27 protein-coding genes, 1 tRNA gene, 1 other RNA gene and 1 riboswitch are annotated in these 25,613 nt (G+C 72.2%); of the genes, 14 read left to right on the forward strand and 15 right to left on the reverse strand.

Going from position 1 to position 25,613, the window contains the following annotated elements; all coding sequences use genetic code 11:
* The first annotated feature begins 230 nt into the window (after positions 1 to 230).
* Complete coding sequence (locus ACH4K4_RS04615; RefSeq protein WP_398164788.1) at positions 231 to 1,064, forward strand: pentapeptide repeat-containing protein; 834 nt, start codon at positions 231 to 233, stop codon at positions 1,062 to 1,064.
* Between the two features lie 12 nt (positions 1,065 to 1,076).
* Here ACH4K4_RS04615 and ACH4K4_RS04620 read toward each other — a convergent pair whose 3' ends face one another.
* The 10 genes from ACH4K4_RS04620 to ffs form a co-directional block, all read right to left on the reverse strand.
* Positions 1,077 to 1,922 carry an SURF1 family protein gene (locus ACH4K4_RS04620; protein WP_398164790.1) on the reverse strand — a complete coding sequence of 282 codons (846 nt, stop codon included), beginning with the start codon at positions 1,920 to 1,922 and terminating at the stop codon, positions 1,077 to 1,079.
* Positions 1,923 to 1,968: 46 nt separating this feature from the next.
* Entirely contained in the window at positions 1,969 to 3,165 is a 1,197-nt protein-coding gene (locus tag ACH4K4_RS04625; protein WP_398164791.1) for a DUF4232 domain-containing protein, read from the reverse strand.
* Positions 3,162 to 3,824 carry a SigE family RNA polymerase sigma factor gene (locus tag ACH4K4_RS04630; RefSeq protein ID WP_398164793.1) on the reverse strand — a complete coding sequence of 221 codons (663 nt, stop codon included), beginning with the start codon at positions 3,822 to 3,824 and terminating at the stop codon, positions 3,162 to 3,164. Before ACH4K4_RS04630 ends, ACH4K4_RS04625 begins: the two co-directional genes overlap by 4 nt.
* A gap of 399 nt (positions 3,825 to 4,223) precedes the next feature.
* Positions 4,224 to 5,363, reverse strand: coding sequence for an aspartate-semialdehyde dehydrogenase (locus ACH4K4_RS04635; RefSeq protein WP_398164794.1), 1,140 nt, complete (start codon positions 5,361 to 5,363; stop codon positions 4,224 to 4,226).
* Positions 5,360 to 6,631 carry an aspartate kinase gene (locus ACH4K4_RS04640; RefSeq protein WP_398164796.1) on the reverse strand — a complete coding sequence of 424 codons (1,272 nt, stop codon included), beginning with the start codon at positions 6,629 to 6,631 and terminating at the stop codon, positions 5,360 to 5,362. The genes ACH4K4_RS04635 and ACH4K4_RS04640 overlap by 4 nt, the downstream gene beginning before the upstream one ends.
* 275 nt (positions 6,632 to 6,906) lie before the next feature.
* Positions 6,907 to 7,572, reverse strand: a complete 666-nt coding sequence (locus ACH4K4_RS04645; RefSeq protein ID WP_398164797.1) for a DUF5063 domain-containing protein — start codon at positions 7,570 to 7,572, stop codon at positions 6,907 to 6,909.
* A complete protein-coding gene (recR, locus tag ACH4K4_RS04650) occupies positions 7,565 to 8,164 on the reverse strand; it encodes a recombination mediator RecR (protein WP_360140410.1) in 600 nt (199 codons plus the stop codon). The genes ACH4K4_RS04645 and recR overlap by 8 nt, the downstream gene beginning before the upstream one ends.
* A gap of 141 nt (positions 8,165 to 8,305) precedes the next feature.
* Complete coding sequence (locus tag ACH4K4_RS04655) at positions 8,306 to 8,665, reverse strand: YbaB/EbfC family nucleoid-associated protein (protein ID WP_360140413.1); 360 nt, start codon at positions 8,663 to 8,665, stop codon at positions 8,306 to 8,308.
* 147 nt (positions 8,666 to 8,812) lie between these two features.
* A complete protein-coding gene (locus tag ACH4K4_RS04660) occupies positions 8,813 to 11,392 on the reverse strand; it encodes a DNA polymerase III subunit gamma and tau (RefSeq protein ID WP_398164799.1) in 2,580 nt (859 codons plus the stop codon).
* A gap of 52 nt (positions 11,393 to 11,444) precedes the next feature.
* An RNA gene (gene ffs / locus ACH4K4_RS04665) (signal recognition particle sRNA small type) lies at positions 11,445 to 11,543 on the reverse strand.
* Positions 11,544 to 11,663: 120 nt separating this feature from the next.
* Between ffs and ACH4K4_RS04670 the strand changes: the two genes are divergently transcribed.
* A tRNA-Ser gene (locus ACH4K4_RS04670) sits at positions 11,664 to 11,751 on the forward strand.
* Between the two features lie 201 nt (positions 11,752 to 11,952).
* On the forward strand, positions 11,953 to 12,696 hold the full coding sequence (locus ACH4K4_RS04675) for a DUF4232 domain-containing protein (RefSeq protein WP_398164800.1): 744 nt from the start codon (positions 11,953 to 11,955) through the stop codon (positions 12,694 to 12,696).
* A gap of 85 nt (positions 12,697 to 12,781) precedes the next feature.
* On the opposite strand, the gene ACH4K4_RS04680 is transcribed toward ACH4K4_RS04675, so the two are convergent.
* On the reverse strand, positions 12,782 to 12,997 hold the full coding sequence (locus ACH4K4_RS04680; RefSeq protein ID WP_398164801.1) for a hypothetical protein: 216 nt from the start codon (positions 12,995 to 12,997) through the stop codon (positions 12,782 to 12,784).
* A 185-nt stretch (positions 12,998 to 13,182) separates the two neighbouring features.
* Positions 13,183 to 13,884 (reverse strand): restriction endonuclease, encoded by a 702-nt coding sequence (locus ACH4K4_RS04685; RefSeq protein WP_398164802.1) that lies wholly within the window; start codon positions 13,882 to 13,884, stop codon positions 13,183 to 13,185.
* A 98-nt stretch (positions 13,885 to 13,982) separates the two neighbouring features.
* On the opposite strand from ACH4K4_RS04685, the gene ACH4K4_RS04690 reads away from it, so the two are divergent.
* From ACH4K4_RS04690 to ACH4K4_RS04735, 10 genes are all read left to right on the forward strand, one after another.
* On the forward strand, positions 13,983 to 14,243 hold the full coding sequence (locus ACH4K4_RS04690; RefSeq protein ID WP_398164804.1) for a hypothetical protein: 261 nt from the start codon (positions 13,983 to 13,985) through the stop codon (positions 14,241 to 14,243).
* Positions 14,244 to 14,463: 220 nt separating this feature from the next.
* Positions 14,464 to 14,796: a hypothetical protein gene (locus tag ACH4K4_RS04695; RefSeq protein ID WP_398164806.1), complete on the forward strand. Its 333-nt coding sequence runs from the start codon at positions 14,464 to 14,466 to the stop codon at positions 14,794 to 14,796.
* Complete coding sequence (locus tag ACH4K4_RS04700) at positions 14,793 to 15,956, forward strand: WXG100 family type VII secretion target (RefSeq protein WP_398164808.1); 1,164 nt, start codon at positions 14,793 to 14,795, stop codon at positions 15,954 to 15,956. Before ACH4K4_RS04695 ends, ACH4K4_RS04700 begins: the two co-directional genes overlap by 4 nt.
* A gap of 91 nt (positions 15,957 to 16,047) precedes the next feature.
* Complete coding sequence (locus ACH4K4_RS04705) at positions 16,048 to 16,710, forward strand: hypothetical protein (RefSeq protein WP_398164809.1); 663 nt, start codon at positions 16,048 to 16,050, stop codon at positions 16,708 to 16,710.
* Positions 16,711 to 16,754: 44 nt separating this feature from the next.
* Positions 16,755 to 17,615 carry a DUF72 domain-containing protein gene (locus ACH4K4_RS04710; RefSeq protein ID WP_398164810.1) on the forward strand — a complete coding sequence of 287 codons (861 nt, stop codon included), beginning with the start codon at positions 16,755 to 16,757 and terminating at the stop codon, positions 17,613 to 17,615.
* A 126-nt stretch (positions 17,616 to 17,741) separates the two neighbouring features.
* Positions 17,742 to 18,302: a glycoside hydrolase family 25 protein gene (locus tag ACH4K4_RS04715; protein ID WP_398164812.1), complete on the forward strand. Its 561-nt coding sequence runs from the start codon at positions 17,742 to 17,744 to the stop codon at positions 18,300 to 18,302.
* 150 nt (positions 18,303 to 18,452) lie between these two features.
* Positions 18,453 to 19,052 carry an RNA polymerase sigma factor gene (locus ACH4K4_RS04720; protein WP_398164814.1) on the forward strand — a complete coding sequence of 200 codons (600 nt, stop codon included), beginning with the start codon at positions 18,453 to 18,455 and terminating at the stop codon, positions 19,050 to 19,052.
* Positions 19,049 to 19,993: a zf-HC2 domain-containing protein gene (locus ACH4K4_RS04725; RefSeq protein ID WP_398164816.1), complete on the forward strand. Its 945-nt coding sequence runs from the start codon at positions 19,049 to 19,051 to the stop codon at positions 19,991 to 19,993. The genes ACH4K4_RS04720 and ACH4K4_RS04725 overlap by 4 nt, the downstream gene beginning before the upstream one ends.
* Entirely contained in the window at positions 19,990 to 20,802 is an 813-nt protein-coding gene (locus ACH4K4_RS04730) for an ATP-binding cassette domain-containing protein (protein ID WP_398164817.1), read from the forward strand. The genes ACH4K4_RS04725 and ACH4K4_RS04730 overlap by 4 nt, the downstream gene beginning before the upstream one ends.
* Positions 20,799 to 22,166, forward strand: a complete 1,368-nt coding sequence (locus ACH4K4_RS04735) for a hypothetical protein (protein ID WP_398164819.1) — start codon at positions 20,799 to 20,801, stop codon at positions 22,164 to 22,166. Before ACH4K4_RS04730 ends, ACH4K4_RS04735 begins: the two co-directional genes overlap by 4 nt.
* 31 nt (positions 22,167 to 22,197) lie before the next feature.
* On the opposite strand, the gene guaD is transcribed toward ACH4K4_RS04735, so the two are convergent.
* Positions 22,198 to 23,541 carry a guanine deaminase gene (guaD, locus tag ACH4K4_RS04740; protein WP_398164821.1) on the reverse strand — a complete coding sequence of 448 codons (1,344 nt, stop codon included), beginning with the start codon at positions 23,539 to 23,541 and terminating at the stop codon, positions 22,198 to 22,200.
* A 239-nt stretch (positions 23,542 to 23,780) separates the two neighbouring features.
* Between guaD and ACH4K4_RS04745 the strand changes: the two genes are divergently transcribed.
* Positions 23,781 to 24,350: a CAP domain-containing protein gene (locus ACH4K4_RS04745; RefSeq protein WP_398164823.1), complete on the forward strand. Its 570-nt coding sequence runs from the start codon at positions 23,781 to 23,783 to the stop codon at positions 24,348 to 24,350.
* A gap of 41 nt (positions 24,351 to 24,391) precedes the next feature.
* On the opposite strand, the gene ACH4K4_RS04750 is transcribed toward ACH4K4_RS04745, so the two are convergent.
* Positions 24,392 to 25,165, reverse strand: a complete 774-nt coding sequence (locus tag ACH4K4_RS04750; protein WP_398164825.1) for a CbtA family protein — start codon at positions 25,163 to 25,165, stop codon at positions 24,392 to 24,394.
* A 14-nt stretch (positions 25,166 to 25,179) separates the two neighbouring features.
* Positions 25,180 to 25,407, reverse strand: coding sequence for a CbtB domain-containing protein (locus ACH4K4_RS04755; RefSeq protein ID WP_398164826.1), 228 nt, complete (start codon positions 25,405 to 25,407; stop codon positions 25,180 to 25,182).
* 36 nt (positions 25,408 to 25,443) lie between these two features.
* Positions 25,444 to 25,587: riboswitch (cobalamin riboswitch) on the reverse strand.
* Positions 25,588 to 25,613: the final 26 nt, after the last annotated feature.

Below are 25,613 nucleotides of genomic sequence, written 5' to 3' on the forward strand. Positions count from 1 at the left end.
CGGGGGGGGGGGGTTGGGGGGGGGGGGGGGGGGGGGGGGGGGGGGGGGGGGGGGGGGCGGGGGGGGGGCCGGGGCCCCAGAACCGCTCGGCCCAGCCCCCACCGCCCGCCCACCCGCCTCCGCATCCGCCCGCTCCCGCCCCCACCCGATCCCGTCCCCCCGCCTCCCGCCCCATCGGGGACAATGGACGTCGTTACGTACGGCTTACTTACGGCAGGAGAGCGTCCGCGGTGTCCCAGAAGCAGGAAGTCCCGTCGGCCGGCGGCGACCGTCTCGACCTCCAGGCCGACTGCGGCAGCTGCTTCGGGCTGTGCTGCGTCGCGCTGCCCTTCGCCGCCTCGGCCGACTTCGCCGTCGACAAGCCCGCCGGCAAGCCGTGCGGCAACCTCCGGCAGGACTTCAGCTGCGGCATTCACGCCCGCCTCCGCGACAAGGGCTTCTCCGGCTGTACGGTCTTCGACTGCTTCGGCGCGGGGCAGAAGGTCTCCCAGGTCACGTTCGGCGGCCGGGACTGGCGCGGCGCGCCGGGTTCCGCGCGGCAGATGTTCGACGTGTTCCCCGTCATGCGGCAGCTCCACGAACTGCTCTGGTACCTGACCGAGGCGCTGTCGCTGCCGGCCGCCCGCTCCCTCCACAAGGACCTCCGGCGCGCGCTCAAGGAGACCGACCGGCTCACCCGCGGCAGCGCCGAGGCGCTCGCCGAGGTGGACGTCGCGGCCGTACGGCAGGACGTCAACGCCCTGCTGCTGCGTACCAGCGAGTTGGTCAGGGCCGGCGTTCCCGGCCGTAAGAAGAACCACCGGGGCGCCGACCTGATGGGGGCCCGGCTCAAGGGGGCCGACCTGCGGGGTGCGAATCTGCGCGGGGCCTATCTGATCGCCGCGGACCTCAAGGGCGCCGACCTGCGTGCCGCCGATCTGATCGGGGTGGACTTCCGCGACGCCGACCTGAGCGGCGCCGACCTGACCGGCTGCATCTTCCTCACCCAGGCCCAGCTGAACGCGGCCAAGGGCGACGCGGCGACGAAGCTGCCGGAAACGCTGAGCCGCCCCGCTCACTGGTAGCGGGGCGGGGGCTCAGGACTTCGATACGGACCGGTCCGCCGTCCCGGCTTCTTCTCTCCCTCGGGCCCCGTCCGTCTCCTCCTCCGGAACCAGTCCCAGCGCCACGTCCCGTGCGGCCTCCGCCTCACGGCGGAAGAGCCGGAACCACATGAAGAGGACGAACCCGGCGAAGACGAACCATTCGCCGGTGTAGCCGAGGTTCTGGAACGCCTTCAGGTCCAGCCCGCTGCCCTCCGCCGCCGCCGGCGGCACGGCCCGCAGCGGGGCCTGCGCGTCGGTGACGGTGACCCAGGCGTCGTAGACCTCGTACGGCACGATGTTGACCAGTGACGCCGCGCTGATCATGCCGAGCTGCCCCTGCGGCAGGCCGCCGCCCGCGTGCACCCCGTCCGTGCCCTGGTTCTCGGACGCCTGTAGGGCGCCGGTGACGGTCACCTCGCCGCTCGGCGGCGCGGGCACCTTGGCCCGCGCCTCCCGCGCGTCCGCGTCGCCCGGCAGCCAGCCGCGTACGACCGGGAGGGCCTTGCCGCCGTCCGTACGCAGCAGCGTCAGGACGTAGAAGCCGCGCTTCTCGTCCAGGGTGCGGTCCGGTACGAGCAGCTGGTGCGCGGTGTCGTAACGGCCGGTCGCGGTGGCCTGGCGGCCGGAGGTGACCTTGTCCACCGGCAGCAGCCCGTCCAGCGGCGTGGGCGTCGCGGCCTTGGCCTCGGCGGACCGGTCCTCCTGCTGGTGGTGCGTGTCGACACGGTCCTCGAAGCGGCCCAGCTGCCAGCTGCCCATGAAGACGCAGAAAGGAATCGCCAGTACGGCGAACACGTTGATTCCCCACCACCGCGGGGTCAGCAGGAATCGGTACACATCGCCAACGGTACGGGGAGCGCCGCCGGGCCCGGACGGCGGGGCGCTACTGGGCCGGCAGCGCCTCGGTGCGGTAGACCGTTCCGGCGCAGGCGTCCGGGATCTTGGCGTCGGCCGCGGCGGGCTCCCCGGCCTCCGGGGTGTGGCTGAGGACCACGCTGCCGCCCGACGGCTTGGAGCCGCCGCTGCCGGGCGACCCTTCGTTGCCGCCGGCCTGGCTGCCGCCCGTGGTGCTCGCGACGCCCTCGCCGGAGGACGACGAGGAGGAGCCGGGGGACTCGCCGGGGGTCTTCGGCGGGGCCGGGGTCGGCGTGGTGCCGGGTCCGGTGCAGCCGGAGGCGCCGCCGCCCGCCGCCGGGACCCACGCGAACTTGACCTCGTACGCCTGGCCCGGCTTGAGCACCAGGTTCTCCGGCGTGGTGATCGGGTCGGGCAGGCCGGGAGCGTCGTCGCCTGCCGTGTGGTCGACGACATGGACCTTCGAGCTGTCCGTGCCGCCCTGGGCGACCACGCCCACCTCGCCGCCGCCCTCGACCGAACACGCGGTGTCGGAGGTGTTCACCACCCGGAACGAGCCGTAGACACGGCCCTGGGAGTCGGCGGGGCCGACCGAGCTGACGCCTTTGCCGAGCTGCGCCCGCGAGCAGGCGGGCGAGGTGACGTCCATCGTCCCGGACGGGTCGGGTGTGGTGCCGCCGGCACCGGGCGGCTTGCCGTTCTTGCCCGGCTCCTTGCCCGGCCCGGCGGTCTTGCCCTCGTCGGACTTCTTGCCGCCGTGGCCGGACGGCGGCTTGCCGCTGTGCTCCGTGCCCTCGCCGTGCTCGCCCGAGGTGCCGCCCGGTGTGCGCTGCGTGCTGGCGGCGTTGGCGGGCCGGTCTTCGGGGCCGTCGGCGAAGTCGGCCACCTGCACCATCGCGGGGATGGAGGTGCCGCCGAGCAGGACGGCCGCGATCGCGCCGACCACGGCGTGCCGCCGCCGGCGGCGCCGGGCCGGGACCGCGCGGCGCAGCTGTTCGAGCGAGTCGGGGGCGGGTTCCAGGTCGTCGACGGCGGACCTGAGCAGCCGCCGCAGTTCGTCCTCGCCCACGCCGGGGCCGTCGCTCGCCTGGCCGGCGTTCCGGCGTTCCTCCGGGGCTTCCTGTTCTCCCTGCCGGTGCGGTCGCTCGGGGTTCTCGGCGTTACGTGGGGCCTGCGGGTCCTGCGGTTCTTGCGGGTCGTACGGGCCGAACTGCTTGCCACTCATGCGGGAGCCTCCATGGCGACGCGCAGCGCCGCGATACCCCGAGAGCCGTACGCCTTCACCGAACCGAGCGATATTCCCAACGTCTCGGCGACCTGGGCCTCTGTCATGTCCGCGAAGTACCGCAGGACCAGGACCTCGCGCTGCCGGCGCTGCAGTCCCCGCATCGCCTTGATCAGTTGATCGCGCTCCAGCAGGTCGTACGCGCCTTCCTCGGCGCTCGCCATGTCGGGCATCGGCTTGGAGAGCAGCTTCAGCCCGAGGATACGGCGGCGCAGGGCGGAACGGGAGAGATTGACGACTGTCTGGCGCAGGTAGGCGAGGGTCTTCTCGGGATCACGCACCCGCCCGCGGGCGGAGTGCACCCGGATGAAGGCTTCCTGGACGACGTCCTCGCACGAGGCGGTGTCGTCGAGGAGCAGCGCGGCCAGTCCCAGGAGCGAACGGTAGTGCGCGCGGTAGGTCTCGGTGAGATGGTCGACTGTCGTGCCCGCAGCCATCGCGTCGTCAGCATCCCCACGCTGGGAGGAGATCTGCGCGGGCTGCGCGGCGGGCCACGGGGCGATCACCGGCATGCCTCCGGGCATGCGGGGCCGCAACGGCCGCACCGCTGCGCCACCGGAGCCCCCTGGGGCGATCGTGATCCCGAGTACCTCTGCCACGCCTGTTGGACACGTTTCCCCCCATCAGGGTTGTACGCGTAAGACACCGCTTTTGATGGCGAGTCGAATGCCCTCATGCGTACCAGCTCTTCCCCAATACCCCATTTATCCCGCGGGTCCATGGACGCCCTTGAGGGGCGGCCACAAAGACGCCCCCCACCCAACTGCCGGTTGCAGCAAGGGGGAGCGAATAGTCGAACACACCGTCGGACCAGTTCAAGCGGTTTGGACCAACGATTCGCTCACAGGACCTTCACACTCCACTCAAGGTATCTCCTGTGCGGATCAGCGACAGCACCAATCGGGGCAGAGCCCGTCGTGAAATGCAACATCGCGGCCCGGAACGACGATTCCCGGCCACCGCGCGGCGACTACCGGTCACCGGCGCACCGCCGCCGGCTACGCCGTCAGGTCCGCCGCGATCACTTCGGCGATCTGCGCGGTGTTCAACGCCGCGCCCTTGCGCAGGTTGTCCCCGCACACGAAGAGCTCCAGCGCCCTGGGGTCGTCCAGGGACCGCCGCACCCGCCCGACCCAGACCGGGTCCGTACCGACCACGTCGGCGGGCGTGGGGAACTCGCCCGCCTCCGGGTCGTCGCAGACCACGACGCCCGGCGCGGACGCCAGGATCTCGTGCGCCCCGGCGACCGTGACCTCGTTCTCGAAACGCGCGTGCACGGCCAGCGAGTGCGCCGTGATCACCGGCACCCGTACGCAGGTCACGCTGACCCGCAGGCCGGGCAGCCCCAGGATCTTCCGCGACTCGTTGCGGACCTTGAGCTCCTCCGAGGACCAGCCGTCCTCCTGAAGGGACCCGGCCCACGGCACGACGTTGAGCGCGACCGGCGCCGGGAACGGCCCGAGCGTGTCACCCATGGCCCGCCGCACGTCGCCGGGCGTGGTGCCCAGTTCCGTACCGGAGACCGCGGCGAGCTGGGCCCGCAGCGTGTCGACGCCCGCCTTCCCCGCTCCCGAGGCGGCCTGGTACGAGGAGACGACCAGTTCGCTCAGCCCGTACTCGGCGTGCAGCGCGCCCAGTGCGACGATCATCGACAGGGTGGTGCAGTTCGGGTTGGCGACGATGCCGCGCGGGCGTACCCGCGCCGCGTGCGCGTTGACCTCGGGGACCACCAGCGGTACGTCCGGGTCCATCCGGAACGCGGCGGAGTTGTCCACGACCACCGCGCCCTTGGCGGCGGCGATCGGCGCCCACTGCGCGGCGACCTCGTCCGGTACGTCGAACACCGCGATGTCGATGCCGTCGAAGACCTCCTCGCTCAGCGCGAGGACCTCGACCTCCTCGCCCCGCACGGCCAGCTTGCGGCCGGCCGAAGGGGGATGGGGGTCCCCCGAACGCAGTTGAGAGTTCGGGCGTGGGTCGATCAACCGGATCTCGCCCCAGATGTCGGCCCGCTCGGAGAGGATCCCGAGCAGCACCGAGCCGACCGCGCCGGTGGCGCCGACGACGGCGAGATGCGGCTTACGGGCCGCGCGGTCACCCGCGCGGCCCGTAGCCGTACCCGAGAAGGGGGTCGTCATCGACCGGTGCCGCCGTACACCACGGCCTCGTCGCTCTCACTGTCGAGACCGAAGGCGCTGTGCACGGCCTGCACGGCCTCCTTGACGTCGTCCGCACGGGTGACGACCGAGATGCGGATCTCGGATGTCGAGATCAGCTCGATGTTCACGCCCGCGTTGGACAGCGCCTCGAAGAAGGTCGCCGTCACGCCCGGGTTGGTCTTCATACCCGCGCCGACCAGCGAGATCTTGGCGATCTGGTCGTCGTAACGCAGCGAGTCGAAGCCGACCGACGGCTTGGTCTTCTCCAGCGCCGCGACGGCCTTGCGGCCCTCGTCCTTCGGCAGCGTGAAGGAGATGTCCGTCAGCCCCGTCGCGGCGGCCGACACGTTCTGCACGACCATGTCGATGTTGACTTCGGAGTCCGCGATGGCGCGGAAGATCGTCGCCGCCTCGCCCGGCTTGTCCGGGACGCCGACGACCGTGACCTTCGCCTCGGAGGTGTCGTGCGCGACGCCCGAGATGATCGCCTGCTCCATGGGCTGGTCCCCTTGCGGTTCGTTGCTGACCCAGGTGCCGCGCAGTCCGGAGAAGGACGAGCGGACGTGGATCGGGATGTTGTAACGGCGTGCGTACTCGACGCAGCGGTGCAGCAGCACCTTGGAACCGGAGCTGGCCAGCTCCAGCATGTCCTCGAACGAGATCCAGTCGATCTTCCGGGCCTTCTTCACGACCCGGGGGTCGGCGGTGAAGACACCGTCCACATCGGTGTAGATCTCGCAGACGTCCGCGTCCAGCGCCGCGGCCAGCGCGACGGCGGTGGTGTCCGAGCCGCCCCGGCCCAGCGTGGTGATGTCCTTCTTGTCCTGCGAGACGCCCTGGAAGCCGGCGACGATGGCGATGTTGCCCTCGTCCACGGACGTCTTGATGCGGCCCGGCGTCACATCGATGATCCGTGCCTTGTTGTGCACGGAGTCGGTGATGACACCGGCCTGGCTACCGGTGAAGGACTGCGCCTCGTGACCGAGGTTTTTGATCGCCATCGCCAGCAAGGCCATGGAGATCCGCTCTCCGGCGGTCAGCAGCATGTCGAACTCGCGCCCCGACGGCATCGGGGACACTTCCTGCGCGAGATCGATCAGCTCGTCCGTCGTGTCGCCCATCGCGGAGACCACCACAACCACCTGGTTGCCGTTCTTCTTGGCCTCGACGATTCGCTTGGCAACGCGCTTGATGCCCTCGGCATCCGCAACGGATGAGCCGCCGTACTTCTGCACGACAAGGCCCACGTGCGCTCCTCGCAACTGTCTCTTCGGGAGTTTCCTCCCGGACCCCCGGATATGGGGGTACTGCGGTCGGCTCAGTCTAACGAGCAGGCGGAATCCGCCTCGCCAATACCACATGGTGAGACACAGCGCTCACGTCACGATCGTCGTGGACCGGCGTGGGCGCGCCGTTGCGCCCGCTCGGCCAGCACATGCCCGCTTCTCACAAGGGCACACGGAAAGGTAAGCCAGGTCACACCGGACCCGGCACTCCCTCGCACGACCCGGTGGGCCCCGCCTCAGACCTCGCGCAGCCCCAGCGGCCCGGCGATCTCCGCCGCCATCACCTTGCCCGCCTCCTCGGCGAGCCGCTCCTCGTCGCCGTCCACCGCGCCGCTGTCCGTGTCCAGGCCGTCCAGCTCGACGAGCGGCTGGTCGAGGCGTACATGGGTGACCAGCGACTGCAACGCGCGGAGCGCGGCGCTCGCCGTCGGACCCCAGTTCGACAGGTACGAGAACTGCCACCACCACAGCGCCTCGCTGACCCGGCCCGCGCGGTAGTGCGCCAGGCCGTGCCGCAGGTCCGTGATGAGGTCCGCGAGGTCGTCGGAGATCCGGCACGCGACGGGCGCGCTGCGCGGCACGTACGGGTCGAAGACCTCGGAGTACACGTCCACCGGGTCCAGCAGCCGCGCGAAGCGCTCGCGCAGCTCGTCGACGTCCGGCTCCGGGCCGACGTCGGGCTCGTACCGCTCGTCCGGCACGATGTCCTCGTGCGCGCCCAGGCGGCCGCCGGTCAGCAGCAGCTGGGAGACCTCCAGCAGCAGGAACGGCACCGCGCTGTCCGGCTCGTCGCCCTTGGCCACCTCCGTGACCGCGACGATGAAGCTCTCGATCGAGTCGGAGATCTGTACGGCGAATGAGTCCGGGTCCTGCGTTGCGTTGTGGAGCGTGGCATCAGACATCGAGAAGTCTCCTCCCTTCGAAGGCCCGCCCGAGCGTGACCTCGTCGGCATACTCCAGATCGCCCCCGACGGGCAGTCCGCTGGCCAGCCGCGTCACCCGCAGGCCCATCGGCTTGACCATCCGCGCGAGGTACGTGGCGGTGGCCTCGCCCTCCAGGTTGGGGTCGGTGGCCAGGATCAGCTCGGTGATCGTGCCGTCCGCGAGCCTGGCCAGGAGTTCCCTTATCCGCAGATCGTCGGGGCCCACGCCCTCGATGGGGCTGATCGCCCCGCCGAGCACGTGGTAGCGGCCGCGGAACTCCCGCGTCCGCTCGATCGCCACGACGTCCTTGGGCTCCTCCACGACGCAGATGACCGCCGGGTCGCGGCGCGGGTCCTGGCAGACCCGGCACTGCTCGTCCTGCGCGACATTGCCGCACACACTGCAGAACCGGACCTTCGCCTTGACCTCCATCAGCGCGTTCGCGAGCCGGCGTACGTCGGTCGGCTCGGCCTGAAGAATGTGGAAGGCGATCCGCTGCGCGCTCTTGGGACCGACGCCGGGCAGCCTGCCCAGCTCGTCGATCAGATCCTGGACCACGCCTTCATACACGGAACGTCTTCTCTCTCTTCTGCCGTGTTGCGTACGCTAGTTGGCTCCTCCCCGGAATGGGAGACCAATCCCTCCAAGTCTTCGGTCCCGAAACCACGGAACCGCGGTTCCGGAACCGGGGCCGGGGCCGGAGCCGCCGGCTCAGAACGGGAGGCCGGGGATGCCTCCGCCGCCGCCCAGCCCCTGGGCGAGCGGGCCGAGCTTCTGCTGCTGGAGCTGCTGAGCGCTGGCGTTGGCGTCCCGCACGGCGGCCAGGACGAGGTCAGCGAGGGTCTCGGCGTTCTCCTCGGCGGTGCCCGCCTCGGGATCCACCGCCTTCGGGTCGATGACCAGGCCCTGGAGCTCGCCGGAACCGTTCACGGTCGCCTTGACCAGGCCGCCTCCCGCCGAACCCTCGACGGGGGTTTCGGCCAGCTCCTGCTGGGCCGCCGCGAGATCCTGCTGCATCTTCTGGGCCTGCTGGAGCAGCTGCTGCATGTTGGGCTGACCACCGGGGATCACTACGTGACTCCTGCCGTACGACAACGATTGGTGCGGTAGCCCGAGCCTACGTGCTCGAACGGCGCTACGCCCTACGCCGTACGGAGGAGCACGACTGTGCGCCGGATCACCGGCGCGGCAGAGCCCGCCCGCACTCCTCAGTGCTCCTCAGTGCTCGTTGTTGAACTCCTCCACCACCGTCGCCCCCAGCTCGCGGACGATCAGGTCGTGGCCGCTCAGCGCGGAGTCGACCAGGTCCGGGTCGTCCTCGGCCGGCATGTCGTCCTCTATCGACATCGACGAGGGCTCCGGCTCCCGGTACCCGGCCCCCGCCGCCGCGCCGCCCGGGGCACCGGATCCGTACGTTCCGCCGCTCCCGCTGCCTCCGGCGCTCCCGGAGCCCGCATAGCCACCGCCGGACGAGGCAGCTGCCGGCGCCGGCGCCACCGCCTGCCGCGCCGCCTGCGCGGCCTGGCCGCCGCCACCCGTAGCGCCGCCACCGGCTTCGTACCCGGAACCGCCGTCGTACCCGCCGGCGCCTCCGGAGGGACCGCCTTGGGCCCCCTGGCCACCGGGCGCACCGCCGGCCTGCGACGGAGCCCCGGAGCCACCGCCGAAACCACCGCCGCCGCCACCGTTGCCGGCGAAGCCGCCACCGAAGCCGCCTTGCGGCGCGCCGCCGCCGGAACCGCCACCGCCGGGCGGATTGGCGCCCCCGGACGGATCGACGATCGCCTCGACCTTCCACTGCACGTTGAACTTCTCGGCCAGCGCCTGCCGCAGCACGTCCTCACTGCCGCCGTTGGCGAAGCTGTCCCGCGCCCCGGCGTTCGGGAAACCGATCTGCAGCGTCGTGCCGTCGAACCCGGCAACCTGCGCGTTCTGGCTGAGCAGGATCCAGGTGAAGCGGCGCCGCCCCTTCACGGCCTCAAGAATCTCCGGCCACAGCTGCCGCACCTGAGCGGCCCCCTGTGCCATCCCGCCGCCCTGCTGGGGCTGCTGCGGCTGCTGGGACTGCTGCGGCTGCTGTACGGGTACGGACTGTGCCGGCGCGGACGGCGCACCGCCACCACCAGGGGCGCCCTGACCCGGCGCCGCAGCCGAAGGCCACCCACCGGGCTGGCGCGCGGCCGCACCCCCCTGGGGTTCCTGCCCCGGCCAGGCCCCCGGCCGCTGGGCAGCGCCACTCTGACCGCCCTGGCCGCCCTGCGCACCCGTAGGCCAGGCACCCGGCTGCTGCCCGGCACCAGCACCGGCACCGGCACCGCTGTTCGTACCCGCCCCCGGCCCGGCCGCCGGCCACGCACCAGGCGGGGAGGCGGCCTCGGAAGCAGCCGCAGGCGCGGGCTCCCGCTCACCCCCGGAAGAGACAGGCGCGGACGGCACAGCAGCCTCGGAAGACGCCCCCGGCCCGGCTCCGGCACTCGCCCCCCGCACCGCGGCACGCGCCGCCGCGGGGCCTGCCGGACCCGCGGGCGGCCCAGCCGGCGGCGCGACCGCATGGCTCCCCGGCCCCGGTACGTACTCGACCGCGGGCCCGCCGACGCCGCTGGTCGCCACCGGCCCGCCGAGGCCCAGACCGGCCGTGCTCGCGCCACGCTCCAGGCGGTCCAGGCGCGCCTGCACCGACCGCTCGTCGTCGTACGCGGCAGGCAGCAGCACCCGGGCGCAGATCAGCTCCAGCTGGAGCCGCGGCGAGGTCGCCCCGCGCATCTCCGTCAACCCGGTATTGACCAGGTCCGCGGCCCGGGCCAGCTCGGCGCCCCCGAACACCGAGGCCTGGGCCTGCATCCGCTCCACCACATCGGCAGGCGCGTCGATCAGGCCCTTCTCCGCCGCGTCCGGCACCGCCGCCAGGATCACCAGGTCCCGCAGCCGCTCCAGCAGGTCGGCGACGAACCGCCGCGGGTCGTTGCCTCCCTCGATGACCTGGTCCACGACCTCGAAGGCCGCCGCGCCGTCCCCCGCCGCGAACGCCTCCACGATCGAGTCCAGCAGCGACCCGTCGGTGTACCCGAGCAGCGCCGTGGCCATGGCATATGTCACACCGGCGTCGCCCGCCCCGGCGAGCAGCTGGTCCATCACCGACATCGAGTCCCGCACGGAGCCGGCCCCGGCCCGCACGACCAGCGGCAGCACGCCCTCGTCGACCGGAATGTCCTCCTGCCCGCACACCTCCCCCAGGTACTCGCGCAGGGTCCCCGGCGGCACCAGCCGGAACGGATAGTGGTGCGTACGCGACCGGATCGTCCCGATGACCTTCTCGGGCTCGGTCGTCGCAAAAATGAACTTCAGATGCTCCGGCGGCTCCTCGACCACCTTGAGCAGCGCGTTGAAGCCCGCCGACGTGACCATGTGGGCCTCGTCGATGATGTAGATCTTGTACCGGCTGCCGGCCGGCCCGAAGAACGCCTTCTCCCGCAGCTCACGCGCGTCGTCCACGCCACCGTGCGAAGCGGCGTCGATCTCGATCACGTCGATGCTCCCCCGCCCGTTCCGGGCGAGATCCACACACGACTGGCACTCCCCGCACGGATCGGGAGTGGGACCTTGCTCACAGTTCAGGCAGCGCGCCAGGATCCGCGCACTGGTCGTCTTGCCGCAGCCACGCGGGCCACTGAACAGATACGCGTGGTTGACCCTGTTGTTACGCAGGGCCTGCTGCAGCGGATCGGTCACGTGCTCTTGCCCGATGACCTGAGCGAAGGTCTCGGGACGGTAGCGGCGGTACAGCGCAAGGGACGACACGCATACGACGATATCGGCCCCCACTGACAACCGGGCCGCCCCCGAGCCCCGAAACGCAAACGCCCCCCACGCACCCGCCAGAGCTCACTTACCCTTGCTGCCTTCCGGCCCTGGGGGAGTTCGGTGAGATAGCGCCACGTGAGGGGCTGCGCCCAACACTAGCGGATCCCCCGCCCAACACACGACCCCGCCCCTCCCCAAGATCACTCCCCCACCCCCGCCCCCCGACCGTGTTCGCGAGCACCCCTCAACGTCTTGTATTGTTTGCGGCGGAGGATTCGCCTAGTGGCCTAGGGCGCACGCTTGGAAAGCGTGTTGGGGGCAACCCCTCACGAGTTCGAATCTCGTATCCTCCGCCAGTGCCTCACCGGGCACTACGTCGAAGGCCCCTACCGTTCGCGGTGGGGGCCTTCGTCGCGTTTCGGCTCGGTCGATCGGTCCGCTGGTCGCGCTCGTGTTAGCCGGGTGTTAGCGGGGCGGCAGCCTGGCGGTAGCGGTCCCGATCAGAGTGGTTGTCGTACGCAGGAGAGAACGACACCGACTTCCCGGGGGGACTCGAAATGAGCGCCGACACCACTGCCCGCACCACTCGCCGCCGCACCCTGCGTGTTGCCGCCGCGGCCCTGACCGCGGCCGCCGCGCTTTCCCTGACCGCCTGCTCCGGCTCGGACGCCGCCGCCTCGAAGCCCGCCGGCCAGTCGGGGGCGGGCGTTGCCGCCGAGTCCGGTGGCGCGGGTTCCGCTGCCGGGGCGCAGGGCGCCGAGACCCAGCCGGACAACGCCAAGCCGGGCTCCGGCGACGGCACCTCGCCCCGCGCCGGCTCCGGCGGCACCGCCCCGTCCCGTGCCGGCTCCGGGAACGGTGCGGCGAAGGGTGGCGGAAAGGGCGGGGGGAAGAGCAAGTTCTGCCGGACGACCGAGCTGAACATGGAGGCTGTGGACAGCTCGCCGGACCAGAAGACGGGCGACGTCACCGTTCAGATGACGAACAAGGGCGGGCGCACCTGCTCGGTGACGGGCTTCGCGGGCGTCGACCTGAAGGACGCCGACGGCACCTCCGCCCCGGTCCACCGCGGCGGTGAGCAGCCCCGCATCACCGATCTGAAGCCCGGTGACACCGCCACCTTCAGCATCTCGTACTCGGTCGACTCCAGTGGTGGCAACATGGCCACCCCGACCCACCTCATCGTGACGCCGCCGAACGAGACCCACAGCGTGTCCCTGAAGTGGCCCGCCGAGGCGCTGAAGCTGGCCGGCCCGTACGACGAGAAGATCAAGGTCCACCCGGTCGGCATCGCCAACTGACCTTGCCGGGGGCGGTGACCCCGGTGCGGCCGGTCACGGTGGTGGCGTCGGCATGCACCGTGACCGGGCACCAGAGCCAGGGAGATCACCGACTGCCGGCCTGGGAGACGCTTTGCGTGATCTGGCCCACCACCTTCAGGACTCCCTGACCGAAGCCTGTCTGGGCGACGAGCAGGCCGAAGACCAACACGATGGCCACGGTCAGCCACTGGTCGGACCGGCTCCGGGCCTCCACGCGTCGACGTACGCGCAGGAAGATGATGACGGCCAGGATGACCGCCACGTTGATCGTCAGAATCATTCGGCCGGTCCTCGCGTTAGGCACGGCATCGGACGTCCCGGCTTTCCTGCATAGCCGAGGGGCGGGGGCGCGGTGAGCCGGATACCCGGGGTTGGCGGCAAAGCTCCTGTGCGAGGCTGGATTCGCCGGGGACGTGCGCGGCGCATACGACGCACCGGCGCCCCTCGTACCCCCTCCCCCACCGGTCAGGGCAGTGTCGGCGGCCGGTGACGGGGCGCGAGGCGGTCCAGCAGGTCCCACAGCGGGCGCGGTCCCGCGGCCCACTGGCCGAGCATGTGACGGTCGACCAGATGGATACGGTGCTGCTTTCCCCAGGGGACGGCCTTCGAGGAGAAGCAGCCGTTGGTCAGGACGACCGCGATGTCCGCCCCGTGGATCTGCCGGGCGGTGCCGTTGACCTGTTGCAGCACACCGACGCCTACGGCGGAACCTCGTTCTCCGTTCCGGCGGTGCTTGCACTGGATGGCCCAGACCCGGCCGACGGGGTCGACCGCGCGCACGTCGCAGGCATTGTCACCAGCGCCGCCGAGCCGCTCGGCCTTGCAGCCGTCCCGGCGCATCAGGTCTCGTACCGCGAACTCGAACGCACGGTGGTCCAAGGCGTCGATTTCGGCGATGCGCAGCCGCAGGGCCCGGGAGCGGACGCGCGCCCACTCGGCCCGCCGACGGGTCTGCCGGAACCAGAGGCCGCCCGCGCCGGAGGCAACCAGAGCGGTGAGGGCCAGGATCCACCAATGCGCGAGCAGCCACTGCACGACAGCGGCGACCAAGCCCACCGCGGCGACCGCGGCGACCGTGGCCACCAGCAGGACAACCGGCTGGTCCCGCTTCCTTGGGCGGCGACCCGGACGACGATGTGCGGTGCGCCGTACCGGGCGGCGGCTCATCACGAAGGAACTCCCCTCGTATACGGGGTTGCTGGCATGCCGACGCGCAGGCCGTGTGGCGGCACGGGCACCGCGCCCCGCCGAACCGCGGTGCAACCATGGATGATCCGTCGCTGATTCTGTGCGTGGTCCTGTTGCCGTTCGTCCTGCTGTATCTGGTGGCCCTGGCGCTTTCCGACTCTCCGGCCGGTACCGCCGCCGCTCCGCTGCGTACGGCCTGGAAGCATCCGGGTGGACTCTTCGGGCGGGCGGCTCTGACCGAGTCGGCGCGCGGCCGGTTCCGGGTCCGGGGTGGCGGGCTTGGGCTCGATCACCGGGTGGCGTACGCGCAGGCGGTGGCGAAGTACTGGGAGAGGTGAGCCGGCGCCGGGGCACGAACACGGGGACGGGCAGGAGCCCGGGCACCGGCACGAACACTGGCAGGGCTCGGGCGCCACAAGTGCGCATAACAGACATCAACCCCCGTGTCACGGCCGGTGTTCGTGACACGTACCGTTGTCCGAACCTTTCAAGGCATGTCGCTTGACCACGTCTTGACCTTGTCTTGACCAAGCCATGACAACGGATCGGGGGAGATCTGTGCCTGAGCAATTCACCGCTGCTCAAGAAGCCCTGCACAAATTCGCGAAGAGTTCCGACCAACGCGCGGAGAAACTGCGGGAGATACGCAGCAAACTGGCCTCTCACTCGCTGAACCCGGAGGCGTTCGGCAAGCTGCCGGAGGCCGGCGAGCTCTACACGGCCTACTCGGAGCAGAGCGAGGACTGCCTGGAGATTCTCCAGGCGGCGGCGACGCTGGAGGAGAAGGTCGGCGAGGGCGTCACCGAGACGGCGCGTGCGTACCAGGCCGACGAGGACGAGACCGTACGGACGATGGAACACGTCCAGGGCGGGGCCGGGGGCGCCCGATGAGCGGGGTGGCATCGGGGGCGCTGGGTGCCTACAACAAGGTCAACGACTGGATGAGCGGGTTCGACTCCGCCGTGGACGCCATCATGCGCCCGCTCGTCGAACCGCTCGCCGAGCACCTGGAAGCCGTCACCGGTGACGACGAGGGCATCGCGGAAGCCGCCAAGCTCTGGCGCGACCAGGCTTCCGAACTCCGCGACCTGATCGCCGACCAGCGCCGGGACCGCGCGGACCTCGCCCACGAGTGGACCGGCCAGGCGGCCGAGGCCTTCCAGGGGCACCTGGCGGAGATGGAAGCGGCCCTGGAGCAGGAAGCCGCCGACATGGACGCCGTCGCCGACGTCCTGGAGCAGGCCGGCGCGCAGGCCAAGCTGGCCGAGCAGGTCGTCGAGACGCTGATCCGCGAGCTGATCGAGTGGGCGATCATCGAACTCGCGGTGGCGCTGGCCACCTCGATCATCACGGTCGGCGCCTCGGCCGCCGCCGCGGCGGCCACTGCCGTGGCCCAGGCCGGTATCGTTTCGTCCCGTATCGCCAGAATCCTGCACGAACTGGCCACGGAGCTCAAGGCTTTCGTCAACATCATCAAGTTGCTGAAGAAAGCCAAGAAGATGTCGAAGGTCAAGAAGCTCAAGCCCTGGACCTGGAAGCACATCAAGGACCCGGGCGAGGCCGAGAAATTCGTGAAGGCGCTCGCCGCGAAGAAGGCGTTGAAAATCGCCAAGGTGCCGATGAAGGGCGCCGTCGGGCTCGGCATGGGCGGCCTGGGCTTCTCGGGCGATCCGACACAGGCCCTCGGGCCGATCGCCCAGGCAGGCGCCGAGAAGCTCGACAACATGATCGACGGTGACGACGGCGGAGGCGCCAAGTCCGGCGGCGGCGCGCAGCGGCACGGGGACGTCCACCTGCCGCCCGCGTCGGACTTCGACCCGTCGCCCACCGGGCGGATACCGGCCGGTCAGCACCCCGAGCCGGGCGTCAGCGGGCACCTGAGCCCGCCGCCGAGGGCCGGAGTACCAGCCGATCCGGCCCCCGCCAACCCGGACCCGCTCGACCGTTACCAGGAGCCGGCGCCGGTACCGGCGGCCGACCAGGACATCCGGTTGGGCTCCCGCCCCGCGGCCGCCCAGCAGCCGCGCGACCCCGGCAACCCCTTCGGCTGAGCCAGGGCCGAGGGACCAGCGCGTACGGCCGGGGGCGCACACCGTGCGTCCCCGGCCCCACCCCCGCCCCCCACACAGAGAGAATGGCCGCGTGATTGACCACGAGACGCCCTGCCGGACGTTCCTCCAGCCCGGCGAGGTGCTGTTGCAGAGCGAGCAGTACGAGGTGTACCCGAATCTGCCGCTGGTCCCCGCGCACCTGCGGCTTCCGCCGAAGCAGTCGGCCTTGGAGAAGCGGATCCGCGGCGTGCTGGGCAACGTCTGGCACAAGGCGTCGCGACCCATCGACGCGATCAGCGACAACCGGTTCACCAACCACCGGGTGACCCGCGTCGTCGGAAACGTCGCGGAGGGGATCAGCGAGGCGCAGGAGAACTTCGAGGACGCCGTCGACGACGCGGCCGAGCGCATGATGTACGGCAAGCCCATGGAAGGCAGCTGGACGAGCATGGCCGGGCGCTTCCACGTCCAGGTCACCAACGCGGGCGGCGTCCCCAGGCATCAGGCGATCACCGACCGCCGCCTGTTCGTGCTCACCGACCACGCCCACGGCTGGCGGGCCCGCGAGCCCGAGCTGGCACTCGCCGTGGAGGTGCCGCGCCAGGACATCGCCGAGCTGCGGCCCAGGCCGCGCATGACTCTCCCCCGCGGCCGCTTCGACCTGGTCTTCGTGGACGGTTCCTGGATCGCGCTCTGCTGCTCGTTCCAGAAGAGCATGGAGTCGCTGGTGAACGCCTTCTACGGCAGGCACTGACCCCGGCCCCGTTGCCGCCCTCGTGACGGGGTATCCGCCCAGCCATGGGTGAGATTCTGGTCGGTACGTGTTCCTGGACGGATTCCGCTCTGGTTTCCAGTGGGTGGTATCCGCCGGGGCAGCGGGACGCGGAGGGGCGGCTGCGATATTACGCGGGCCGGTTTCCGGTCGTGGAGGTCGATGCCTCGTATTACGCGTTGCCCAGTGTGCGTAACAGCCGGCTGTGGGTCGATCGGACTCCGGACGGGTTCCGGTTCGACGTGAAGGCGTTCTCGTTGCTCACCGGGCATCCGACGCGGCCCGGGGCGCTCCCCGCCGACCTGCGGGACGGCGTATCGGGGACGGAACTGCTGGACGAGGTGTGGGAGCGGTTCCGCGGGGCGGTGGAGCCGTTGCGGGAGGCCGGGCGGCTCGGCACCCTGCTGTTCCAGTTTCCGCCCTGGTTCGGGCCGGGCGCGCGGGCCGAGGCGTTTCTTGAGGCGTGCCGAGCGCGTATCCGGGGGTGGCCGGTGGCCGTGGAGTTCCGGCATCCCGGGTGGTGGCGGGACGATCAGCAGGGCTGGACGTCCGCGTTGCTGGCGGATCTGGGGATGTCGGCCGTGGCCGTCGACATGGCGCAGACCCTGCCGGTTTCGATACGTCCGGTCACCCCCGTGACGGACGGGCGGCTGGCGGTGGTGCGCTTTCACGGGCGCAACTCCGCGTGGGGGTCCGGGAGCAAAGAGGAACGGTTCCGCCACACCTATACGCGGGAGGAACTGGCGGAGTGGGTGCCGCGGTTGCGCGGCATGGCCGAGCGGGCCGACGAGGTGCACGTCCTGTTCAACAACTGCTGCGCCGACGCGGCCGTACGCGCCGCCGAGTCGATGGGGGAACTGCTGGCAGTGCCGTCCGGGACGGCGTGACGGGCGGCGGGGTAGCGCGCGAATGCCCCGGGTCGTCCGCTGTGGGCCGGGATGGCGGGCTCGAAAAGTGGGAAATCTTCCTCCACTACTCCTTTCCCCCCGCATTCCCCCACCGAGGAGCCCGCCATGCTGCATGGTGTCGACGTTTCCGCCCACAACTCCTCTTACGAAGCGAAGGGCTTGGACTTCGTCTTCATCAAGGCGACAGAAGGCCGTTCCTACGCCAGCCCGCGCCGGGCGGACCAGGCTGCCAAGGCCCGGGACGCCGGGTGCGTGGTCGGCTTCTACCACTTCCTGTGGCCCGGAAACATCGAGGCGCAGGCGGAGTACTTCGTCGAAAAGTGCGGCGCCAAGGAGGGTGATCTCCTCGCCGCCGACTGGGAATCGACAAGTTCCGGAACGCATGCCAGCGGCGCGCAGAAGGACCAGTTCCTGCGCGCGGTGAAGAAGTTGCGCCCGCACCACCGCGTACTGCTGTACACCAACGTGTCCTTCTGGAAGGGGCACGACTCCACGTCGTACGCCGGGGACGGGCTGTGGATCGCCGACTACGTCAGCCCGGGAAAGCCGCGCATCAAAGGGAAGTGGCTCATCCACCAGCACACCGACCGCCCGCTGGACAAGAACGTGGCACGGTTCGAGAACCGGGCGGCGCTGAAGAAATGGGCCGCCGGGGGGAAGGAGTGAGGGGAGGCGCGGGAGCAGACTGCCGGACTGTCGGGCTGTCGTCCTGAGGGCGCTCCGCCGGGAACACGCGCGTCCGTAGGTCAGGCGTGCGGACCGTGAACCGGTCAGGGCCTCCGGGGCGATAGACGGAACGTGAGACTGTTCCGCCCCATGGGGGCAGACCGAGACGGCGACGGTGCCGGCGAGGAGGACGCCGTGCTGCTGCGCGCCGTCGCCCGCGGGGACCAGGCCGCGCTGGCCGTCTACTACGACCGGCACGCCGGCTGGCTGCACGCGCGGCTGTCGCGGCGCTGCGCGGACCCGGAGACGGTGCGCGAGGTGCTTCAGGACACCTTCGTGACCGTGTGGCGGTCGGCGGGTTCGTACCGGAGCGGTTCGCGGCGGGGCGGTGGGTCCGGCGGCTGGCTGTGGGTGATCGCGGCGCGCCGGCTGGTGGACGCGCAGCGGGCGTGCGCCAGGGCCGGGCGCGTCGGCCAGGAGCCGCCGGCACCGGCGCCGTCCGCCGAGGAGCACGCGCTCGCCGGGCTGGAGTACGGGGACGTGGGCACCGCCCTGCACCGGATCTCCCCCGAACTGCGCGAGGTGCTGCGGGCCACGGTCATCGACGGTCTGACCACCCGCGAGGCCGCGCGCCTCCTCGGCATACCGGAGGGCACGGTCAAGACCCGCGCCATGCGCGCGCGGCGGGAACTACGCGCTGCCCTGGCCCAGTTGGACGGCTTCGAGGTCCCGTTTGGAGGGCTCGCATGACGCGTACGCGAAAGGACCGCCGGGGGGATGCAACCGGTCCCGCTTGGCATGTGGATGCGGTGCTGATCGCGCGGTACGCCGACGGGTCGCTCTCCGAGCCGGACGCGTGGTCCCTGGAGAAGCATGTGGAGGGCTGCTCCCGGTGCGCGGCCACGGTGTCGGCTGCGGTCCGCTCTACGGCACCCACGGGGGTGGTGCTGGACGAGGTCCGGGACGTACTGCTGGCAGGGGTGGGGAGCAGGGACGAGGGTGCGGCCAGAGTCGGTGAAGCGACCGCTGGATGGCGTTCTCCGCTGGTTCCTCAGCGCTTCGCCCGTGCCCTCTGGGCCGCCGGACCCGCGCTCCGGGGGTCGTGGCTGGTCGCGCTGCTGGTGGTGTGCGCGGGGGCCTTCGGGCTCGCGTTCGGGGCCGGGTTCGCGGGGGCTCGGCCGCTGCTGCTCGCGCTCGCGCCCGTGCTGCCGGTGGCGGGAGTGGCGTTCTCGTACGGCCCGTACGCCGACCCGATGTACGAGATCGGAGCCGCGTCGCCGTCCGGCGGCCTGCGCCTGCTGTTGACCAGGACGGCAGCCGTCCTCGCTGTGTGCCTGCCGCTGCTGACCGCGGCCGGTGCCTTCCTGCCGGGGGCGCCCGGACTGCCGGGCGCGGCGGCCTGGCTGCTGCCGGGCCTGGCGCTGACGCTGGGCGCGCTCGCGCTCGGGTCGTACGTCGGGTGCCGTACCGCCGCCGGGGCCGTCGCGGCGGGGTGGGTGTCCGCCGTGTCGCTTCCGGTGATCGCGGCGCAGCCGGGGGAAGGCGGCGCCGGCCGGTTCCCGGTGGCCGCGCTCGCGGAGCAGCTGGACCGGTATCTCGCCGGGGGTGCCACCCAGGGCGCTTGGGCCGCGGCGGCCGCGCTGTGCGCGGGGTTGCTTCTGCTGCGCCGTGATCGACTGGAGAACCTGTGAGTACGGAGCCCGTCGTGGACGTCGCCGGACTGTCCGTCCGGCACCGCAGGACCGTCGCACTCGACCGGATCGACCTCGGCCTCGGCCCGGGGGTCCACGGCCTCCTCGGTCCGAACGGCGCCGGTAAGACCTCCCTGATCAGGGTTCTGGCGACGGTCTCCCGGCCCACTGCCGGCCGTGTCCGCATCCTGGGTCACGAGCTGTCCGGGCACCGCGGGCTGACCGCCGTGCGGCGCCGGATCGGCTATCTGCCGCAGGATGTCGGCTTCTATCCGGGCTTCACCGTGCGGGAGTTCGTCGCCTATGTGGCGTGGCTGAAGGAGATACCCGCCGCCGAGGCCGGGGCGGCGGTCGAGCGGGCCGTGGCGCGGGCCGGACTGGCGGACCGTATCGACGCCCGGATGAAGTCCCTGTCGGGCGGGATGGTGCGGCGGGCCGGTATCGCGCAGGCGATCGTCAACGACCCGGACGTGCTGCTGCTGGACGAGCCGACCGCCGGTCTCGACCCCGAGCAGCGCGTCGAGTTCCGCTCGCTGCTACGGGAATTGGGGGCATCCGGGACGGTGGTCGTCTCGACCCATCTGGTGGAGGACGTGGCCGTCGCGTGCACCGGGGTCACGCTCGTCGAGGGCGGCCGGGTGGTCTACCGCGGCACGCCGGAGTCGCTCGCGGAGCGGGGCGCGGAGGGCGGTCCCGAGGGCCCAGGAGAGGCGGACGAGCTGGGCGGCAGCCCGGCCGAGCGTGGCTACACCGCGATACTCCGCGCCCACCGCGCCGCCTCCGCCACCCCACCGGGAGCACGCCGATGACCGCCCTCGCCACGCCTTCACCGGGCCGCGGCGCCCGCCGTCCGCACCACCCCCTCGCCTCCGAGACGCGGAGCGGCATCGCCCCCTGGACCGCGCTCGCCGTCTTCGTCGCACTCGCCGTCGTCATGGCGTCGAAGGCGAAGTGGTGGCAGGGCGGTTGGAGCGAAGCACAGTTCACGCTGCACTCCGCCGCCACGCTGCTCGGCGGTCCCCTCGCCGCCGCCGTCGGGTGCCGGCACGGCGGGCGGGAGCGCCGGGCGCGCATGGACGGCCTGCGCGGCTCCGCCGTGCGGAGCCCGCTCGCCCAGTTCGCGGTGTCCGTGCTGCCCGTCGCCGTCGCCGTGGTCCTCGGTTACTCGCTCGCCGCGGCCGGGACGCTGCTGGCGACGTGGCCGTACACGTCGGCGGGCCGCCCCCGTGTGCTGCCGCTGGTGGGGGATGCGGCGTTCCTGGCCGCCGCGACGGCGGGGGCCGTGGTCGTCGGGCGGCTCGTACGGTGGCGGCCCGCTGCCCTCGTGTTCGCCGGTCTCACCTACGTGGCGCTCGCCCTTCCCGCTTACCACGGCTCGGCGGTCCGCTTTCTCAGCCCGGCCGTGGACGGCGGGGTCGGCGAAGCGCTGCCGGTCTGGTGGCAGCCGGTGGTGATGGCCGGGTGGGCGGGCGGGCTCGCCGTAGCGGCGGTCCTCGCGTACACCGCTCGCCGGCCGTCGCACCGCTGCTTCGCGCTCCTCCCGCTGGCCGTCGCGGTCCCGGCCGCCGTACTCCTCGTGCTGGCGGGCAGCCGCGCCTGGCAGCACGACCCGGCCGGCGGGCGCCAGGTCTGCGACGGCTCGGTGCCGCGCGTGTGTGTCAACGCCCTGGACCGGGGCCTGCTGCCGCAGGTGTCGCGGGCCCTGTCCGGCGTCACGGGCCGGCTGGCCGGAGTACGGAACGCGCCGGTCCGCTTCGAGGATCTGCCGCGTGCGACGCGCGCCGACGAGGCCCGGCTGCCGCAGCTCTCCCTGGGGCAGAGCGTCGTACGGGGCAAGCTGACCGATCCGGAACGCTTCGCCTGGGAGGCCGCCGCCGGGATGACGTCGAGCCGCCTCGACGCCTGCGGGGATGCCGCCCTTGCGCGCTTCGGCCGGGTCGACGACGCCGTACGGGACTGGCTGGTCTCCAACGGGTACAGCGAGCGCCGGCGGAAGTACTGGGCGCGTGCGGCACGGGAGAGCGGTGACGCACAGCGCGTCGCTTCCGCGGAGGCGGACGCGCGGGCCTTCGGGCACCTGGCTTCCATGGACGACGAGCGGCGGCGGGAGTGGCTGAGCCGGTATTTCGCCTCGGTGAAGAGCTGCGACGCGCGGAAGGTGCCCCGGCTGTGAGCGGAGCGGCGCTTCCCGGCTCCCGGGTCCCTCACCCCGTGGCGAACGGGATGGTCGCGTCCCGGTCGTAGGCGAGCCGGCCCGCCGTGTAGGTGGCCCTCACGGCGCGGTCGTCGCCGAGAACGACGAGGGCGAAGAGGAGGTCTTCGACGTCCTCGGCACGAGCGGCGCGGTCGGCCAGGAGCGGTGTGGCCCGCGGGTCGAGGACGGTGAAGTCGGCCTCCTGGCCCGGGGTGAGGGAGCCGATCGTGTCGCCCAGGCCCATGACCTCCGCGCCGCCGCGGGTGGCGAGGTAGAACGCCTTGACGGCATCGAGGGCGTGGCCGCGCAGCTTGGCGACCTTGTGGGCGTCGTGCATGGTCCGCAGCAGGGCGAAGCTGGTGCCGGCGCCGATGTCGGTGCCCAAGCCGACCGTGAGCGGGTGGTCGCCCTCCTTGGCCTCGCGGAGGGGGAAGAGGCCGCTGCCCAGGAAGAGGTTGGAGGACGGGCAGTGGGCGACGGCCGTCGCGGTGCGGGCGCAGCGGTCGCGTTCGGCGGGGGTGAGATGGATGCCGTGCGCGAGGACGGTACGGGGGCCGAGCAGGCCGTAGTGGTCGTAGACGTCCAGGTAGCCGTCGCGGTCGGGGAACAGGGAGCGGACCCAGGGGATCTCGTCGCGGTGTTCCGAGACGTGGGTGTGCACGAGGGTGGTGGGGTGGGCGGCACGCAGGGCGCGGGCGGCTTCCAGTTGTTCCGGCGTGCTGGTGGGGGCGAAGCGCGGGGTGACGGCGTACAGGTTGCGGCCCGTGCCGTGCCAGCGCTCGATGAGGGCGTGGGACTCCTCGTATCCGCGTTGCGCGGTGTCGAGGAGGCCGTCGGGGGCGTTGCGGTCCATCAGCACCTTGCCGGCGGCGAGGCGCAGGTCGCGCCGGGTCGCCTCTTCGAACAGCGCGTCCGCCGAGCCGGGGTGCACGGTGGCGAAGGCGAGAGCCGTGGTGGTGCCGTTGCGCAGCAGTTCGTCGCAGAAGGACGAGGCGACGCGGCGGGCGTGGCCGTCGTCGGCGAAGCGCTGTTCCACGGTGTAGGTGTGGTCCAGCCAGTCGGGCAGCTGGTTGCCGAAGGCGGCGACGGCCTCCTTCTGCGCGTAGTGCGTGTGGGTGTCGACGAAGCCGGCGGTGACGAGGTGGCCGGGGTAGTGGACCGGCTCGGTGCCGGCGGGCAGCCGGTCGCGGAGGGCGGCGTACGCGCCCGCTCCGGTGATGCGGCCGCCCTCACAGATCAGCAGGCCGTCGGGCTCGTAGGCGAGGGCCGGCGCGTTGCCGGTGCGGAAGGGGTCGGCACGGAAGCGGACGAGGGGGCCGCGGACGGCGGAGGCGGCCGGCGGGGTCGTGGTCATGGCCGGTCGCGTACCCGTTCCCGTGGGGGCGGATTCGGTACGGGGCCGGGGCGCGTCAGCGGCGGGGGCCCGTACAGCCGAACGGGTCGGGTATCGGCCGGGGACGACAGAGGTGGGGGCGGCGGCGGCAACACTGTGACCGGACGGTGCCGGGCGGGACCGGGCCGGTGCCGGGGACGGGCGCCGGGCCCCGGGCCGGTTCGGCGACCGGGTCGTGACAGCCGAGGAACAGGGGCCGCATGGGTGGGCGTACGGGACAGGGAACGGGCCGCCGGGCGGGGTGGTACGCGGTGCGGGCCGCCGTGGCGCTGCTGATCCTGGCGGGGCTCGCGGCGGGCGGTGCCGCCGACGCGAAGTCGGCGGGCATGCCGGTGCGGGCGGACCGGCTGGAGGCCTACCGCGCCGCGCAGGCCGTCCGTACGGCCGAGACGACCAGGGCCGCCGTCGTCCGGCTGGTCAACCGGGAGCGCGCGAGGGCCGGCTGCCGTCCGGTACGGGCGCACCGCACGGTGACGCGGGCCGCCCAGCGGCACAGTGACCACATGGCACGCGAGGGCTCGCTGTCCCATCGGGAACGCGGCGGTTCCGGGCCCGGCAGCCGGCTCTCGGCGGTCGGGTACGACTGGCGGCGCGCGGGCGAGAACATCGCGCGCGGCCAGCGCGGCGCCGCCGCGGTGACGCGGGCATGGGTGCGCAGCCCGGAGCACCGGGAGGTACTGGCCGACTGCTCGTTCCGGCACGCGGGCGTGGGCGTCAACGCCGGGGACCGCGGCCCCTGGTGGACCCTGCTGCTCGCCGCACCGGCCTGAGGGTTCCGGGGCGCCACCCGGCCGGGTGGCGCCCCGGGTCCTCAGTTCGGGGACGGTGCCGCGGTGCTCTCCGTGCCGCGCGGCGGTGCGGCCGCCGCGACGGTCCGGCGCGGCCGGGTGGCCCGTTCGGCCAGTTCGCCGAAGAGCAGGCCGAAGCCGGCCCACAGGACGAGCTGGACGGCGAGCGCGGAGACCCGGAACTTCCACAGCAGCAGGGCGGGGAAGTCGGCGGGCAGTTCGTTGACGGCCGGCAGGAACGCGTAGGCGAGGCCGACGGCCACGGCGAAGGCGGCCAGCGCCGCGACCGTCGCGTACCAGGCGCCCAGGCGCGGAGCGAGCCGCTTGCCGAGGATCACCGCGGCGATCGTCAGCAGCACGCTGAGGGCGATCATCAGGAAGTACAGCGCGGTGCGTTTGCCGATGGAGTCGGGGTCGCCGACCGACGGCGGGTTGGCCGGGTATTTCAGGAACGGTACGAGGTAGACGGCGGCGAACGCGGCGCCCGAGAGCAGCAGCGCGGTGGCGCGGGGCCCGAAGCGGCCGGCGCGTCCCAGCGCGAAGCAGTAGGCCAGGGCGGCGATCCCGCCCAGCGCGACGCCGTACACCAGGACGCCGGTCGCCAGGCCCGCGGTGGACTGCACCGCGCGGCTGACGACTTCGGCCTCGTGTTCGTGGGCGTGCGCGTCCTCGAACGCGATGGCGGCGTCGACCTGGGGCTCGCCCAGCAGGTAGGCGACGAGCAGGGCGAGCAGGCCGGCGGCGAGGCCGGCCAGCATGCCCCGCGCCAGGAGGGATCTGACGGTGACGGAGTTCATCTGCGGGCCCCCGGTCAGTGGCAGGGGAAGCCGAGCAGGTGGCGACCGTCGTGGACCCACTCGTGCACGTCGGTACCGGAGAGCAGCGAGGTGGCGCCCTGTTCGGCGCCGACGAAGTAGAGCAGGACGAGCATGAGCACGCCGCCGAAGACCGCCCAGGGCAGGACCGTCCTGACCGGCAGGGTGGCGGGCGCGGCGGGTGCGGCGGGGCCGGTGGACGGCGGCACGGCGGACTGGGCCATGGCAGGACCTCCTGGGGGAACTCGCGTCCCGGTGGGTGGGAGTCGTAATGGCAGGACGGGTCTGGCTCGCCCGGCGGCCCCGTACGGGACCGGTCCGGGCTCACAGTGGCGCGACCGCGCCGGAATTCCACCGGCTTCCGTCATGTCATCGTCAATATCATCGGGAACGTACCGCGTGGCGGCGGCGGGGAAAAGACCCCGCGGGC

Source organism: Streptomyces sp. NPDC017529 (assembly GCF_044329785.1).
Classification (GTDB): Bacteria; Actinomycetota; Actinomycetes; order Streptomycetales; family Streptomycetaceae; genus Streptomyces.